General features: G+C 43.6%; 12 protein-coding genes. 9 read left to right on the top strand and 3 right to left on the bottom strand.

Translation table 11 applies throughout. The features are described 5' to 3' along the window. Positions 1-83: 83 nt before the first annotated feature. From GTK07_RS00725 to GTK07_RS00700, 6 genes are all read left to right on the top strand, one after another. Positions 84-893 carry a glycogen/starch synthase gene (locus GTK07_RS00725; RefSeq protein WP_163631854.1) on the top strand — a complete coding sequence of 270 codons (810 nt, stop codon included), beginning with the start codon at positions 84-86 and terminating at the stop codon, positions 891-893. 5 nt (positions 894-898) lie between these two features. After that, entirely contained in the window at positions 899-2722 is a 1824-nt protein-coding gene (locus GTK07_RS00720; RefSeq protein ID WP_163631851.1) for a DUF4270 domain-containing protein, read from the top strand. Positions 2723-2851: 129 nt separating this feature from the next. Then, entirely contained in the window at positions 2852-4699 is a 1848-nt protein-coding gene (gene glmS / locus GTK07_RS00715) for a glutamine--fructose-6-phosphate transaminase (isomerizing) (RefSeq protein WP_163631848.1), read from the top strand. Positions 4700-4907: 208 nt separating this feature from the next. Beyond that, a complete protein-coding gene (locus GTK07_RS00710) occupies positions 4908-7667 on the top strand; it encodes a TonB-dependent receptor (RefSeq protein WP_163631844.1) in 2760 nt (919 codons plus the stop codon). 162 nt (positions 7668-7829) lie between these two features. Then, complete coding sequence (atpD, locus tag GTK07_RS00705) at positions 7830-9338, top strand: F0F1 ATP synthase subunit beta (protein ID WP_163631838.1); 1509 nt, start codon at positions 7830-7832, stop codon at positions 9336-9338. 76 nt (positions 9339-9414) lie between these two features. Next, on the top strand, positions 9415-9693 hold the full coding sequence (locus GTK07_RS00700) for a F0F1 ATP synthase subunit delta/epsilon (RefSeq protein WP_163631834.1): 279 nt from the start codon (positions 9415-9417) through the stop codon (positions 9691-9693). Positions 9694-9741: 48 nt separating this feature from the next. Here GTK07_RS00700 and GTK07_RS00695 read toward each other — a convergent pair whose 3' ends face one another. Then, positions 9742-10272 (bottom strand): GNAT family N-acetyltransferase, encoded by a 531-nt coding sequence (locus GTK07_RS00695; RefSeq protein ID WP_163631831.1) that lies wholly within the window; start codon positions 10270-10272, stop codon positions 9742-9744. Next, on the bottom strand, positions 10273-12069 hold the full coding sequence (locus GTK07_RS00690; RefSeq protein WP_163631828.1) for a M61 family metallopeptidase: 1797 nt from the start codon (positions 12067-12069) through the stop codon (positions 10273-10275). A 62-nt stretch (positions 12070-12131) separates the two neighbouring features. Between GTK07_RS00690 and GTK07_RS00685 the strand changes: the two genes are divergently transcribed. Genes GTK07_RS00685 through bioD form a run of 3 tightly spaced genes read left to right on the top strand, consistent with a single transcriptional unit; the run spans position 12132 to position 14280 of the window. Further along, positions 12132-13286, top strand: coding sequence for an aminotransferase class I/II-fold pyridoxal phosphate-dependent enzyme (locus tag GTK07_RS00685; RefSeq protein WP_163631825.1), 1155 nt, complete (start codon positions 12132-12134; stop codon positions 13284-13286). After that, positions 13283-13669 carry a putative signal transducing protein gene (locus tag GTK07_RS00680; RefSeq protein WP_163631822.1) on the top strand — a complete coding sequence of 129 codons (387 nt, stop codon included), beginning with the start codon at positions 13283-13285 and terminating at the stop codon, positions 13667-13669. Before GTK07_RS00685 ends, GTK07_RS00680 begins: the two co-directional genes overlap by 4 nt. Beyond that, positions 13666-14280 (top strand): dethiobiotin synthase, encoded by a 615-nt coding sequence (gene bioD, locus GTK07_RS00675; protein ID WP_163631819.1) that lies wholly within the window; start codon positions 13666-13668, stop codon positions 14278-14280. The genes GTK07_RS00680 and bioD overlap by 4 nt, the downstream gene beginning before the upstream one ends. Here the strand turns inward: bioD and GTK07_RS00670 are convergent. Then, positions 14272-15747, bottom strand: coding sequence for an ArnT family glycosyltransferase (locus GTK07_RS00670; RefSeq protein WP_313790698.1), 1476 nt, complete (start codon positions 15745-15747; stop codon positions 14272-14274). The genes bioD and GTK07_RS00670 overlap by 9 nt on opposite strands. Between the last annotated feature and the right edge of the window lie 50 nt (positions 15748-15797).

Raw genomic sequence — 15797 nt, 5'->3', positions numbered from 1 at the left:
CAAAAATACTATAAATACTGGTAATCAGCATAATTTTTGTACTTTTGCGGCTACGTTTTTCAGATAAACAAAAGAAAGTGTTTATGAATGGTAAAAAGGTATTGTTTGTATCTTCTGAATTAGTCCCATACCTCCCAGAGAATCCAGTTTCCTTAATGTCGTACGAGGCACCTCGAATGGTGAACAGTAGTGGGGGGCAAATACGGATTTTCATGCCAAGGTACGGTAATATCAATGAAAGAAGGCATCAATTACATGAGGTAATACGTTTATCGGGGATGAACTTGGTGATCAATGACATGGATATGCCGTTGATCATTAAAGTGGCTTCCATTCCTAGGGAAAGGATCCAGGTCTACTTTATCGACAACGATGAATATTTTAAGCGCAAATCCACTTTTAGGGATTCCGAAGGAAATCTTTTCCCTGATAATGACGAACGCGCCATTTTCTTTGCCAAAGGAGTGGTGGAGACCGTGAAGAAATTGAACTGGTCGCCAGACATTATCCACGTACACGGTTGGATGGCCTCTTTGTTGCCCCTTTACCTAAGAAAGTATTATGCGGATGAACCCTTGTTTGCTGATAGCAGGATTGTGACCTCAGTTTATGGCAAAGGTTTTGAAGGTAACCTTGACATGGAAATGATCAACAAAATTGCCTTTGATGGTATTGATAAAGAAGAAATCTCTGTGCTGGTACAGCCCGACTATAATAATTTGTTAAAGGTTGCCGTAGATCATTCCGATGCGGTTATTTTAGCCTCGGATGAGTTGGAGAGGGATTTAAAGGAATACATAGAAAAACTTTCCAAACCTGTTCTGCCTTACGTTTCGCTCCAAGAAGCGGAAGAGGCATATACTAATTTCTATAAAACAGAGGTTTTAAAATAAATTGCATGGGATTTTCCAAAATCTTTAAAGTTTCGGCAATGGTCGGAACTTTGTTTCTGCTGATTGCTTCTTGTGATGATGAGTTGGATACCATTGGTGAGGGTGTGGTTTCCGGGGAACCCTTTACCACTGGCAAAATGGAATATGACGTTTTTGCCTTTAACAAGGGTATCACGGCAGTACAGACCAATAGATTGCCTTTATACCAATTGGGAACATTCAACGATCCTGTGTATGGAAAGCGTAAGGCCAGCATTATATCACAAGTAAACCTGCCCAATGCCTCACCAACCTTCGGAGATATTTCACAAGCTTCTGAAGATAAAGCAGATTCTGATGATAGTGCATCTACCGTAGTGGAAAACGAAACCGTAAAGGAGGTTTACCTTTACATTCCTTTTCAATTGCCGCCTTCATCGGATAGTGATGGGGATGGTGTTGATGACGAGTTTGAAAGTGGTGACGATATTGACGATCCCAATTCAGACTGGGATGGTGACGGGGTTACTGACAACCAGGAAAGAGTGATCGGTTCCAATCCTTTCGATCCGGATGATGATGGTACCCAGGATGGTTTTGTGGCAAATAACTTTGCAAAGCGTTTTGATCTGGACAGTATCTACGGGGACAGAAACCAGTCCTTCAATTTAATTGTGGCCAGATCTAATTATTTATTGAGGGACCTTGATCCAAATTCAAGTTTTGAAGAAGCCCAGGAATACTATTCCAACCAAGATTTTTCGGCATTTATTGGTGAGACCCTTTTCGATGGGGAAGTGACCATCAACAATGAAGAATACCTTTTTTATAAGGAAGATGACCCGGAAACCGAGGATGTTGATGAATCTACCCAAGTGGATACCAAATTGAATCCTGGCATTAGAGTGCCTTTGAACCCGGATTTTTTTCAGCAGAACCTTTTGGATAAAGAAGGCCAGTCAGAACTGTTGAGTCAATCCAATTTTAGGAACTTTTTCCGAGGTATTTACCTTTCAGGAGCCGATATGGACGAGTTGATGTTCCTATTGGACCTTACCGAGGCCAACATTACGGTAACTTACGAGTACCAAGATTACGATACCTCAGAGGAGACGGTGGTGACAAGGGAAAAGGATTTTGTGTTGAGTCTGTTGGCGGCCAATAGAACAACTGGGATTACCGGCAATGCTGTGAATGTTTTTGAGAACGAGATGTTCCCGACCAACATAGCCGATGCATTGGATAATGATTCCAACAGTTCCAGAATTTATGTAAAGGGCGGTGCTACCCTGACAGAAATCCGATTGTTCGACGAATCTGAAAATGGAGGTTCAGAGATTATCAACCAGATCAGATCCAAAAATTGGGTGATCAACGAAGCCAAGCTGGTGTTTTATATAGATAGGGAAACCTTGGATTTGGCAGGTGGAACCGTAGAGCCTCCGAGGTTATATCTGTACAATGGTGAAACAAGTATGCCTTTGTATGATGTAACAAACGAAATAGGTACAACCGCTACCACAAACAATCCATTAAGGTTGTATACCAGTCATGATGGAATTATTGAAAAAGAAAATGGCTTGGGAGTCCAATATACCATCAGGATTACGGAGCACATCAACAATATTATTGTAAGGGATTCTACAAATGCCAAACTGGCGTTGACGATGACCTCCAATATTGCTTTTCCAAATGTTCAAGAAGCTGTGGATAGTGGCATGCAAGGAGTGTTTTATCCTGTAATGTCAACAGTTAGCCCATTGGGAACCGTTCTCTATGGAAGTAATGTTGGGGCTGGGGAAGAAGCCAAAAAGTTGAAATTGGAAATATTTTATACAGAGGCCAACTAAGGTGCCCATTACAGATCATTTCTGAACTTTCATCGTTTTAAACGGCCGTATTTATATTTTTTCACATATACCTTATAAATTTGTATGCCGCTTTCCCCCAAAAGCGGTACTTGTCAAAAAAATATACTTATGTGTGGAATAGTAGGATATATTGGTTATCGAGAAGCGTACCCAATTATAATTAAAGGTCTCCAAAGACTGGAGTACCGTGGTTATGACAGTGCTGGTATCGTATTGTTTGATGGTGAAAAAACGCACCTTTCCAAAACGAAGGGAAAGGTTGAAGACTTAAGGAATAAAGCAGAAAATTCAATACGTACCTCTGGTAAATTAGGGTTAGGCCATACAAGATGGGCCACCCACGGGGTCCCAAATGATGTAAACTCCCACCCACATTATTCCAACTCAGGGGATTTGATGATCATCCACAACGGTATCATCGAAAACTACGATGCCATTAAACAAGCCCTCATCAAACGCGGATACACTTTTGAATCCGATACCGATACCGAAGTGTTGGTCAACCTTATTGAGGAAGTAAAGAACAAAGAAGGGGTCAAATTGGGCAAGGCCGTTCAAATTGCCCTTAACCAAGTGGTGGGGGCCTACGCTATTGCAGTTTTTGACCGAACCAAGCCGGATGAAATCGTAGTGGCCAAATTGGGAAGTCCTTTGGCTATAGGTATTGGGGAGAATGAATATTTTATTGCTTCAGATGCTTCGCCATTTATTGAATACACCAACAATGCCGTGTATCTTGAAGATGAGGAAATGGCCATTGTGCGTATAGGGAAAGAGATCAAATTACGCAAGATCAAGGATGATGCAATTGCCTATCCCAACATTTTGGAACTGCAATTAAACCTTGAAGAAATTGAAAAAGGGGGTTACGACCATTTTATGCTCAAAGAAATCTATGAACAGCCAAGGGCCATTCTAGATACTTACCGCGGTCGACTTTTGGCCAATAAGGGAATCATCAAAATGGCAGGGATTGACCAGAATTTGGAGAAATTCCTGAATGCCAATCGCATCATTATTGTGGCTTGTGGTACCTCATGGCATGCCGGATTGGTAGCAGAATACATTTTTGAGGATTTGGCCCGTATTCCTGTAGAGGTTGAATACGCATCTGAATTCCGTTACAGAAACCCTGTCATTACCGACAAAGATGTGCTTATTGCCATTTCCCAATCGGGAGAAACAGCGGATACCTTGGCGGCCATAAAATTGGCCAAGGAAAAAGGGGCTTTCGTATTTGGGGTGTGCAACGTGGTGGGTTCTTCCATTGCAAGGGAAACCCATGCCGGTGCCTATACCCATGCTGGTCCCGAAATTGGGGTGGCGTCTACCAAAGCATTTACTACGCAGATTACGGTACTAACGCTGATTGCCCTTAAACTGGCACATGAAAAAGGAACCTTGTCACAGTCTAAATACCACGAGTTTTTGGCAGAGTTGGAAGGGATTCCTGCGAAGGTTGAAAAGACCTTGTTGTCCAATCCCGTTGTGGAAGAGATTTCCCATATCTATAAAGATTCCACTAACTGTTTGTATTTGGGAAGGGGTTACAATTTCCCGGTTGCTCTTGAAGGTGCCTTGAAATTGAAAGAAATCAGTTATATCCACGCAGAAGGGTATCCCGCTGCTGAGATGAAACACGGTCCTATCGCCCTGATCGATGAGCAAATGCCGGTTATCGTAATTGCCACCAAAAAGGGACACTATGAAAAAGTAGTGAGCAATATCCAGGAAATCAAATCCAGAAAAGGAAAGATCATAGCCATTGTTACCGAAGGGGACCAATCCGTGAAAGAATTGGCAGACCACGTGATAGAGGTGCCGGAAACTTCTGAAAGTCTTTCACCTTTGTTGACTACCATACCATTGCAATTACTGTCCTACCATATTGCAGTGATGAGGGGTTGCAATGTGGACCAGCCTAGAAACTTGGCTAAATCGGTTACCGTGGAGTAACCAAAAAATATCGAGATTTTGAATTTATAAGCGTCCAATTGGACGCTTTTTTATTGATTATGTATATTATCCCATGGATTTTTACTGAAAAAGTATTATGCACGCATAATTTTTTTCATATTTGTATTATGGAAATGGAAAATAATGTATCTTCCATTTCATAACTGAACATGTACATAAAAACTAAATTAACTCTAATTCATAACCGATGAAAAGACTTATGGCAATTTCCCTGATGCTGTTGGGTATCGTCTCCTATGCTCAGACTACCGTACAGGGGAAAGTAGTTGATGAAAATAATCAACCGGTTCCTGGGGCCAACGTAGTGTTGGTGGGCAAAGCGGAGGGGACCACGACCGACTTCGATGGTAACTTTACGTTCAATACTTCGGAAAGACCACCATTCCAACTTAGGTTTACCAGTATTGGCTTTTCTGATTTTTTGGCCAGTGTCACTGCCAATAACCAAACCTTGTCCATTACCTTAAAAGAGGCATCCACGTTGCTGGATGAAATAGTGATCTCCGCCTCCAGAACCCCGGAACGTATCTTCGAATCGCCGGTTTCCGTGGAACGGTTCGGACTTAAGGAAATCAAGAATACCACTTCTGAATCCTTTTATGGGGGACTCCAAAATTTGAAAGGAGTGGATATCAATACGAACAGTTTAACGTTCCAGTCCATCAACACTAGAGGTTTTGCCACCTTTGCCAATAACAGGTTCTTGCAGTTGGTAGATGGTATGGACAATACCTCCCCAGGTCTGAACTTCGTTTTGGGTAACCTTGTGGGGATGTCCGAGTTGGATGTGCAAAGTGTTGAGATCTTACCAGGTGCTTCCTCGGCATTGTACGGTGCAGGTGCCTTTAACGGTATTTTGTTCATGAACAGTAAGAACCCTTTTGATTTTCAAGGGATCAGTGCCTATTTCAAAGGAGGGGTAACCGTTCAGGATGCTGCCGGAAGTAATTTTTATAAAGACTTTGGTGTACGTGCTGCCCATGCCTTTAGTGATAGGGTAGCCGTTAAGGCCAACCTATCGGTGTTAACAGGTGAGGATTGGCATGCCAACAGTAGGGTAGACCTAAACAATCCCGGTGCTGATCGATCCAATCCGGCATACAATGGATTGAACGTGTATGGGGATGAGGTAGCTACCACTTTGAACTTTGATGCAGCGGCCGGATTGCCTTCAGGAACTGTAGGTTCAGCACGTATTTCAAGAACAGGATATGATGAAGCAGATTTGGCTGATTATGGTGCGGAAAGCGTAAAAGCAGACTTTGCCTTGCACTTACGTCCATTCGCAGACGATTTTGAAATCATTTTCAACAGTAGGATCGGTCGCGGTACCACAATCTATCAAGGGGCCAACCGATATGCGGTAAGCGGATTTACCATGCAACAGCACAAACTGGAGATTAAGAACAAGAACTTCTTTTTAAGGGGATACATTGTTTCTGAAAATTCTGGGGATGCTTACGATACCCGTTTCGCGGCCATCAATGTGAACCGTTCATGGAAATCTGATGTACAGTGGTTCACGGATTATGCCTCCACTTATATTCCTGCTTATTTGGGAGGGATACAACAAGCGGGCCTTACCCCGGAACAATCTTCTACCCAAGCACACATTGCAGCAAGGCAAGCTGCGGACACTGGGCGATTGATACCCGGCACCCCAGCATTTGAAAGCGCCTTCAACAGGGTAACCAATGATGGAAACCTGACAACGGGAGCCAAGTTTATTGATAAGACCAAATTCAGACACATTAACGGTAATTACAACTTTGCCCATTTGATAGATAATTGGGCCGATCTTCAGGTTGGAGGATCATTCCGTGAGTATGTATTGAATTCCAACGGAACCATCTTTACCGATATCGATGGACCTATTTCCTACAATGAATATGGTGCCTACATCCAACTTCAAAAGAAGTTTTTGGATGACCGATTGAAGTTTACCGGTTCTGCCCGTTATGATAAAAATGAGTTCTTTGACGGCTTTGTTTCCCCTAGGGTCTCTTTGGCCTATACTGCTGGCGAACAAAGAAACCACAACTTAAGGGTTTCCGTTCAACAAGGTTTCAGGAACCCTACTACCCAAGACTTGTTCATTGGCTTGGATGCCGGTTCTGCCGTTTTGGTAGGTTCTGCCCCTTCCAACTTGGATAGGGATGTAAGGACGTATAATTTGAGCCAAAGTGGTCAGACCTTGACAGGCCAATCCTCAGTGCAGGTAGTAGGTCGTGCCGCATATGAAAATGCCTATTCCATTGGTTCTGTTTTGGCCGGTGCGCCAACCGCAGTGGAAACTCCTTTGGTAAAACCAGAAGAAATCACTGCTTACGAAGTAGGTTACCGTTCCCAATTGGGCAAGTTCACCATTGATTTGAGTGGATATTATAACAGCTATTCCAGCTTTTTGGCCAATACTGCCGTAGCAGTTCCGCTTTATGGCCAAGCAGGCGATGGAGGACTTTCCTTGTTGGCCCTTCAAAATGGAGATTACAAGGTTTACCAAACATACACCAATTCCGATGTAGACATCAACTCATTTGGTGGAACCATTGGTGTGGATACCAAGTTGGGTGGATTTGATCTTGGTGTAAACTATACCTATGCTGAATTGGACATTGACAGGGGATTGTATCCTGATTTAAGGACCAACTTTAACACACCAAAACATAAGGTAAAAGCTCACTTTGGCCATACCGAACTGTTCAAGAATTTCGGTTTCAATGTAAACTATAGATGGAGCGACAGCTATTATTGGGAAGCTTCTTTTGCTGATGGTGACATCCCTGCCTTTACGGTTTTGGATGCGCAGATCAACTACGGAGTACCTTCTTTAAAATCCGTTTTCAAGGTAGGGGGCTCCAATATATTGGGGGATGAATACTACACTGCCATTGGTACCGGATTCGTAGGTTCCATTTATTATGTATCCTGGACCATAAACCCTTAATTGGCAGTAAAAAAGGATAATAAAAGGCACTGATATTCTCAGTGCCTTTTTTCTTTTAAAAAAAGCTAAAATCAGTTTCTGAATAAAAATGTAAAAGCATATCTTTGCAGCCGGAAAAAAAACGGTTTTTTTCCTCGTATTCAATTAAAAATAAACACACTAATGTCTAAAGTTACAGGTAAGGTTGCCCAAATTATAGGCCCGGTCATTGATGTTGAGTTTGAATCAGGGGTGCAGATTCCAAGGATTTACGATTCCCTTGAAATTGCAAAAGCTGATGGCTCCAAATTGGTATTGGAAGTACAATCGCATATTGGTGAAAATACTGTTAGGACCATTTCTATGGATTCTACCGATGGTTTGAGCAGAGGCGTTGAAGTGGTTGCTACCGGAAATCCGATTCAAATGCCAATCGGAGAGGATGTATACGGAAGACTTTTCAACGTGATCGGTGATGCCATCGATGGTATGGAAAACCTACCCAAAACTGGAAGCAATGGACTTCCTATCCACAGGGAAGCCCCAAAATTTGAAGACCTTTCCACTTCTACCGAAGTACTTTTTACCGGTATCAAGGTAATCGACCTTATTGAACCATATGCAAAAGGTGGTAAAATTGGATTGTTCGGAGGTGCCGGTGTAGGTAAGACCGTATTGATCCAGGAGTTGATCAACAACATTGCAAAAGGTCACGGTGGTCTATCCGTATTTGCCGGTGTTGGGGAACGTACCCGTGAAGGGAACGACTTGCTTCGTGAGATGTTGGAATCAGGCATCATAAAATATGGAGATGCTTTCTTGCACTCTATGGAAGAAGGCGGATGGGATTTGTCCAAAGTGGACAAAAAGGCCCTTAAAGAGTCCAAAGCTACCTTCGTGTTCGGTCAGATGAACGAACCTCCCGGTGCCCGTGCCCGTGTGGCCTTGTCAGGATTGACCATTGCCGAGTATTTCCGTGATGGTTCCGGTGAAGGACAAGGTAAGGACGTTCTTTTCTTCGTGGACAACATTTTCCGTTTCACGCAGGCAGGTTCTGAGGTATCCGCCCTTTTGGGACGTATGCCATCTGCGGTAGGTTACCAGCCTACTTTGGCTACTGAGATGGGTGCCATGCAAGAAAGGATCACATCAACTAAAAGAGGTTCCATTACATCTGTACAGGCAGTTTACGTACCTGCGGATGACTTAACGGATCCAGCGCCAGCGACCACGTTCGCGCACTTGGATGCCACTACCGTACTTTCCCGTAAGATTGCCGAGTTGGGTATTTATCCGGCCGTGGATCCTTTGGATTCCACTTCAAGGATTTTGACCCCGGACATCTTGGGCAAAGAACATTATAACTGTGCACAACGCGTAAAAGAGTTGTTGCAGCGTTATAAGGAGCTTCAGGATATCATCGCTATCTTGGGTATGGAAGAGCTTTCCGAAGAGGATAAATTGGCGGTAGGTAGGGCAAGACGTGTACAACGTTTCTTGTCCCAACCTTTCCACGTAGCTGAGCAGTTTACCGGTATACCAGGGGTATTGGTTGATATCAAGGAAACCATCAAAGGATTTAACATGATCATGGACGGTGAATTGGATCACTTGCCAGAATCGGCCTTCAACCTTAAAGGAACCATTGAGGAAGCTATTGAAGCTGGAGAGAAAATGTTAGCCGAAGCATAGAACAGAACTTATACGCTGGTATTTAGAAGTTAGAATGGTCTCAATACTGGTATCTCATATCTCAATACTATAAAGTATGTATTTAGAAATCGTATCACCGGAAGCCACATTGTTTTCTGGGGAAGTAACCTCGGTTATCGTTCCTGGTGTTGATGGGGAGTTCCAGATGTTGGAAAACCACGCAGCCATTGTTTCCCTGTTACAAGAAGGAAACGTGAAGGTCAAGGGTAACATCACCATTGATGAGGCTTTTCAGGATAAATTTTCAAAGGGAAGCAATGGGGAGACCGTTTTGGCCATCACCAGCGGTACCGTTGAAATGAAGGACAACAAGGTCATTGTATTGGCCGATTAAGAATAAATGAATTCATTCACAAAAAAGCCGCTCCTTGGAGCGGCTTTTTTATTGTAAAATAATCAAGTGCCATTCCAGTTCCCCGGAAGCGTAAACGTTGATCGTTTTAAATCCAACGGCGGCATGTGCTGCCAAAGATCTTGTATTCTTACCTTCCACCTCGGTAACGATGGTATCTATACCTTCAGGTAGTTTTTCTTTCATGGTCAGGTACAGGTTACGGAATACCCCTCTTCCCCTATGGCTTTTTGCCACACAGATCTGTCCCATGGCCATGTACCCATTTTTGTTTTCGATCACTTTATCAATTTCCTCGAACATGGGTCGCAATAGATCAATACTATTGGCGAATTGACGATGCATACAAAGGGCAAAACCGACCACTTGATCATCTTCAACGGCAATGATATGCCCGCACACATCGTTCATGGTCTTTAAGATGTCCATGTCGTGTTCCACGGTCAGAAAACCTTCATTTTTGCGTTCTTCTTCTGAAATGTTCTTGATCAAGTTTAGTTGTTGAAGGGCCAGAATCTGTTCCAACTCCTCCATGGTAGAAGCTTGCTTATAGGTGATCATCTATTCCACTTTTAACCAGTCCTTGCGGTACTGCAGCATTTTTTTGGAAGGTTTTTGTTCCTTGTCTTCCATCAAACTGAACGAATAATCTGGGTTGGGTTCCAAAACCAAAGTGGTGGTTTTTGGAGTGCCAAAACGGGTGAAATTTACTTTTAGTGGAGTTCCCATTTCAAATTGCTTGAGATATTCGTCAAACTTTTGGTCGGCTTTAAATGGCATATCATTTATGTTCAGGATTACATCACCATTGTCCAAACCGGCCTTATAGGCAGGGCTTCCCATTTTGGTGTTCCTGAGAATGGTTGCTTCCGTGGTTTCCGCATTTACTACGGTGTAGGCACCAAAGTAAGGCTCGTTCTTGGGTTGCTCCAAAAGAACCCCGGCAGCGTTCAACAATGGGGTATAATTGGGCATATTGCTTTGGTACACATAATTGTTGAAAAAGTCATCACCGAAGGATTTGCCCGCAAACTCGGACAATGCTTCATGCAAATTTTCGAGGGTATAGGGAATTTCAGTTTTACCGTATTTTACCCAGACAGACTTCATGAAATTGTCCAAATTGAGGCCTTTTTCCCGAAGGGAAAGATCCAATGCCAGTCCTAATACACTTCCATAGGAGTAGTAGGAGATAAAAGTATTTTCCCTGTTTACGGGATCTACCGAAGTAGCGGCATCTACAAAGGGTGCCTGATAACTCATTTCAACCACATTGAAAAATTGTAGGGCAGGGGAATTCCATACATAATTAAAGGTGCCTGCCAAGCCTTCCACATATTCCTTGGATGTGATTAGTCCGGCCCTGCACAAAATCAATCCGGTATAGTAACTGGTAAAACCCTCGGCGAACCATAGTTCACCACTCATATTGGCAGCTTCAAAATCGAAAGGCTCCAACGATTTGGGCCGAATGCGTTCCACGTTCCAAGAGTGAAAATATTCATGGGAAATGGTACCGATATTGCCATCCATGCCACCATCGGCCAAGCTTCGGGTATTGGTGACTATGGTAGAATTGCGGTGTTCCATGCCGTCTCCGGAAGCATTGGGAATGTAGCAGGCCAAAAAGGTATAGGAACCGTAATCATAATTGGGGAGTTCCCCATACACCTCCTTCTCGGTGAGGACCACTTTCTTCACTTTTTCAAAATAGGTATCGGCTTCATCCTCTGTTCCGTTATGGTGCAAAGCAAGGTTTACCCGCATTCCATCAACCTCAAAAGAACGTAGCATATAGTTGCTGATTTCCGTAGGACTGTCCATAAAATAATAGAGGTTCGGGGCCATATAGGTAGTGCCGGAAACCAAAGGCAACTGGGTGGCCACTTTCCAATTTAAATCCTCGCGAACATCAAAAGTCACTTCTATTTTCCGCTCGTTCAACGAGGGAGAGAACATGAAAGTGGCAGGGATGTTCAAATGGGCATGGGTCTCATCCACTTGCGAATAGGTGCCTCCGCCGCGGTTGGCGAAAAGAATATATTGGATGTGTATGGTGCCATCATGCCCCAATACCACCCATTGATAGGGATTGGGACGTTCAACAACCAAGCTGTTCCCTTTGCTATCGGTAGCCGTAAAACCATACACGTTCTTGGCAAATTCATGAAGGGCATAGCGTCCCGGAGAGGTCCTGCTCATTTGAAAAGTTACGGCTCCGTTGGGCAATTCTGGGAAACTGGCTTTTATGACCGCTTCATGGTGTACGGCATTATCAAAGGAAATGGTGTAGGTATTGGTTTGGGCCGAAACCACCATTGCTGTTAACAAAAGGAATAGGGAGCATTTGATTTTCATTTTCAATTCGATTTATGGACCTCTAAGATAGGCTTAAAATTAGGAAGTACTACTTTTGTGGTATGGAGAAACTGCCGCCAAAATTGGAAAACAAATTAAGGGAACGATTGGCCCAAGATGCCTTTCGACGGCTACCCTCTTATACCGACCGTATCGATTTCTCCTCCAACGATTATCTGGGATTGGCCCAAAATGATGACATAGCAAAGTTGACCCTCGAATTATTGCACGGTACGAACAACTTTAACGGCGCCACGGGTTCACGGTTGCTTACTGGCAATCATACTGGTTATTCGGAATTGGAAACCTTTTTGGCAGTCCATCACCGTGCCGAGACAGCATTGGTTTTTAATTCGGGGTATGATGCCAATGTCGGCTTTTTTTCCGCCGTGCCACAGCGAGGGGATATTGTACTTTATGATGAGCTGATACATGCCAGTATACGTGACGGCATTCAAATGGGCCATGCCAAGTCGTACAAGTTTGCCCATAACGATGTAGGCGACTTGAAACGAAGAGTGGAATCGATTCAAGCACAGTCAGCTAAAGATGCGGATATATATATTGTTACCGAATCGGTGTTTTCCATGGATGGCGATACCCCGGACCTTTTTGCAATGGTCAAATTGTGTGAAGAGCATTCGTGCTACCTGATCATTGATGAAGCCCATGCCACCGGTATTTTTGGAGAGGGAAGGGACATGGTTTGTGCCTTGGGCTTGGAAGAACAAGTTTTTGCCAGACTCATTACTTTCGGGAAGGCCATGGGGTGTCATGGTGCCGCGATTTTGGGCAGTGAAGCATTGAAAGATTACTTGGTCAATTTTGCCAGGAGCTTGATTTATACCACCGCCCTATCACCCCATTCGGTTGCAGCTGTTCAGGTAGCATATCAGGTTTTGGGTCAAATAGGACCAACTGTGCATAACCAACTTTTTGAAAACATAGGATTTTTTAAAGAAGAGTGTAAAAAGCTTGGGATTTCGGATTCATTTGTGGAAAGCAATTCCGCCATTCACTGCGTGGTGGTGCCAGGGAGTGGCAGGGTGAAGCAAATAGCTGCCCATTTGCAGGAAGAGGGTTTTGAGGTAAAGCCCATATTGTCCCCAACGGTAAAGGAAGGCAGTGAACGGCTTCGCTTTTGCCTGCATGCCTTCAATACAACAGAAGAAATCTCACGAGTTTTGTTATCATTGAAAAAAGAATTGCAACCATGAAAGTGGAATTCCATACCATCGGAAGTTTTGAGTTTCCGGCCGATGCCTTGATCATTAAGGGCAAATTGGAAGCCGAAGGTATACCCGCTTTTTTACGGGATGAGGCCACCGTAAATTCTGACCCTTCCCTTAGCGGGGCCATGGGCGGGGTTAGGTTGCAGGTATATGCCACCGATTGGGATAGGGCAAAACAGATTTATGACGAGGTACGGGGCTATGCCACGGATAAATTCGGTAACCCCATTGTTTGTCCCAATTGCAAGGCCACCCGATCCGAGATCTATTATGCCAGAAAAAATTTCTTTTATAAGCTCTTTCCTTTTTTTGAATCCACTAAGTACCGATGTTTGCAGTGTAATTTTATCACAAGACCTTCCAAATGAAATTTTTTGTTACCGGCATATCGACCGAAGTGGGAAAAACGGTGGCCTCCGCTATTGTGGTGGAAGCCCTTGCAGCGGATTATTGGAAACCCATTCAGGCAGGAGATTTGGATCGTTCCGATAGCCATAAAATAGAGGCCTTGATCTCGAACGACCGAACGGTGATCCATCCCAACAGCTATGCCCTGAAAACCCCGATGAGTCCCCATGCCGCGGCGGATATCGATGGTATTTCCATTCAGTTGGATAAAATAGTGCTGCCCACGACCAAGAACGATTTGGTGATCGAAGGGGCGGGCGGATTGATGGTGCCCCTGAACGATACAGACACCATTTATGATCTCATCCAACCCGATTACAAAGTAATCGTGGTGTCAAGACACTATTTGGGAAGCATTAACCACACCTTATTGACCATTGAAAAATTGCAACAGAAAGGCGTTGTGATCGGAATTATCTTTAGCGGAAACGAACACCCTACGACCGAGGAAATCATCCTGAAAAAAACAGGGGCCGTCTTTTTAGGCCGGATCAATGAGGAGAAAAAGTTCAACAAAGAGGTGGTCAAAAAATACGCCGCAGCATTTCATGAAGCCCTGCTATCATTTTGACCGTTGATAAATAAGGCCTCTATCTACCGTAGCCGCCAAAGTGTAATGCTCCGCCAAATAGGTGTCGATATAGGCATTGTACTCCAGTAATTTCTTGTCGAAAATTTCCTTGCCCTTACGTGCCACCAAGGTTTTGGGTTGGATAACTTCCATAATGTAGCGCAATTCCTCCATTCCCCTTCGTCTTGGGTTTTCCATGTAAGGGAACAACTCTTCCCGAGTAATATTACTGGGATGGGTAGCGGCCTTTGTAGGTGGCGATACGCCTAAAACCCAGTATCCAATATGGTATTCCGTAAAAAAGATGTTTTGGGTTTCCAGATGATGGTCCATAATGTATTGTGGCACATCCACTCCTTCGCCATTAAAAAAGGACCCTTTTTTCATTTTGTTGGAAATGATGTTGGCATATTCCAAATAGGATTCCATGGGAATCAAAAGGAGCAATATAATGATGACGGGTTTAAATTTTTTCTGAAGCGGGGGAAGTTTGGCAACCGCCATACCCAAGGGAATCAAAATAAAGGGATACAGTTGGATCAAATAATGCCCATTCACTTTTCCTGCCTGCATAAAGGACAACAAAATGCCAAGGGTAACCGCCGTTAATAGTTGTAGTCCTCTGGATTTGTAATCGATAACTTTGGTTTTGAACCCAATGGCCAACAACCCCAAGATGATGATCAAAAAGGGAAGGGTATTCAATGGGGAATGGAATTTTCCTTCGGAATAAGCCATGGGGGCCTTAAAAATGGATTGCCACCAAATTTGCACATTCCCTTCTAGATAGTACGGTAGGGCTGTCAATAATACGATCAACACCGTACCCATGACCATTATGGTCATATTGGCAATTGTCAGTGCTATTTTCCGTTCCCGGAATCCTTCCCACAGCAAAAACAATCCCACCACAAATACGGGATAGGCCATGTTCAATTTGGACATGATGGACAAACCGAAAAGCAACCCGGAAGCCAAATAGAGATACCAAACCTTTCTACAGAACAACAGATAGACCCCGATCACAAAAAAGAGGGTGCAAATATGTTCCGACATTACCCCTTGTAGACTTCCGAATAAGCTTTGAAAAAAAACACAGAACACACCTGTCCAAAAAGCTACTTTTTTGGAAGTAATTTTGTTGGCAATGCCATAAGTGAACAAAGCCGTGATGGCGACCATCAACGAACCGAAAAATCGTATCGCAATAAAACTCTGCCCAAACATCTTGATGATCGAAGCAAACAAGAGAAACGTGATGGGCGGTTTCAAATCCCAAAGTTGGATATAGGGCAAATGCCCGTCGGCCCACGATTGCCCCATAATGATAAAGGTACTTTCATCACGATCCACATAATCCCTAAAAAAGAAAGGAAACCGGATAATAAGCGCCAACAACGCCAAAACAAATAGGACCCGTTTCCAATTCAGGTCTTCGTAGTCTCGAATCACAAATGGATTATGCACGGTCAAGGTCGGTTTTTTTGGCTATTAATGATCATCTTTGCAATATAGAT

Source organism: Flagellimonas sediminis (assembly GCF_010500845.1).
Lineage (GTDB): Bacteria > Bacteroidota > Bacteroidia > Flavobacteriales > Flavobacteriaceae > Flagellimonas > Flagellimonas sediminis.
Note: the sequence above shows the minus strand (reverse complement) of the source record. Positions and strands in the feature narration are given on the sequence as shown.

Bases quoted from the DNA above. Each gene is read 5' to 3' on its own strand.
- GTK07_RS00695 (WP_163631831.1), bottom strand. From the start codon at position 10,272: ATGATCACCTATAAGCAAGCTTCTACCATGGAGGAGTTGGAACAGATT.
- glmS (WP_163631848.1), top strand. From the start codon at position 2,852: ATGTGTGGAATAGTAGGATATATTGGTTATCGAGAAGCGTACCCAATT.
- GTK07_RS00720 (WP_163631851.1), top strand. From the start codon at position 899: ATGGGATTTTCCAAAATCTTTAAAGTTTCGGCAATGGTCGGAACTTTG.
- atpD (WP_163631838.1), top strand. From the start codon at position 7,830: ATGTCTAAAGTTACAGGTAAGGTTGCCCAAATTATAGGCCCGGTCATT.
- GTK07_RS00700 (WP_163631834.1), top strand. From the start codon at position 9,415: ATGTATTTAGAAATCGTATCACCGGAAGCCACATTGTTTTCTGGGGAA.
- GTK07_RS00680 (WP_163631822.1), top strand. From the start codon at position 13,283: ATGAAAGTGGAATTCCATACCATCGGAAGTTTTGAGTTTCCGGCCGAT.
- GTK07_RS00690 (WP_163631828.1), bottom strand. From the start codon at position 12,069: ATGAAAATCAAATGCTCCCTATTCCTTTTGTTAACAGCAATGGTGGTT.
- GTK07_RS00725 (WP_163631854.1), top strand. From the start codon at position 84: ATGAATGGTAAAAAGGTATTGTTTGTATCTTCTGAATTAGTCCCATAC.
- GTK07_RS00710 (WP_163631844.1), top strand. From the start codon at position 4,908: ATGAAAAGACTTATGGCAATTTCCCTGATGCTGTTGGGTATCGTCTCC.
- bioD (WP_163631819.1), top strand. From the start codon at position 13,666: ATGAAATTTTTTGTTACCGGCATATCGACCGAAGTGGGAAAAACGGTG.
- GTK07_RS00685 (WP_163631825.1), top strand. From the start codon at position 12,132: ATGGAGAAACTGCCGCCAAAATTGGAAAACAAATTAAGGGAACGATTG.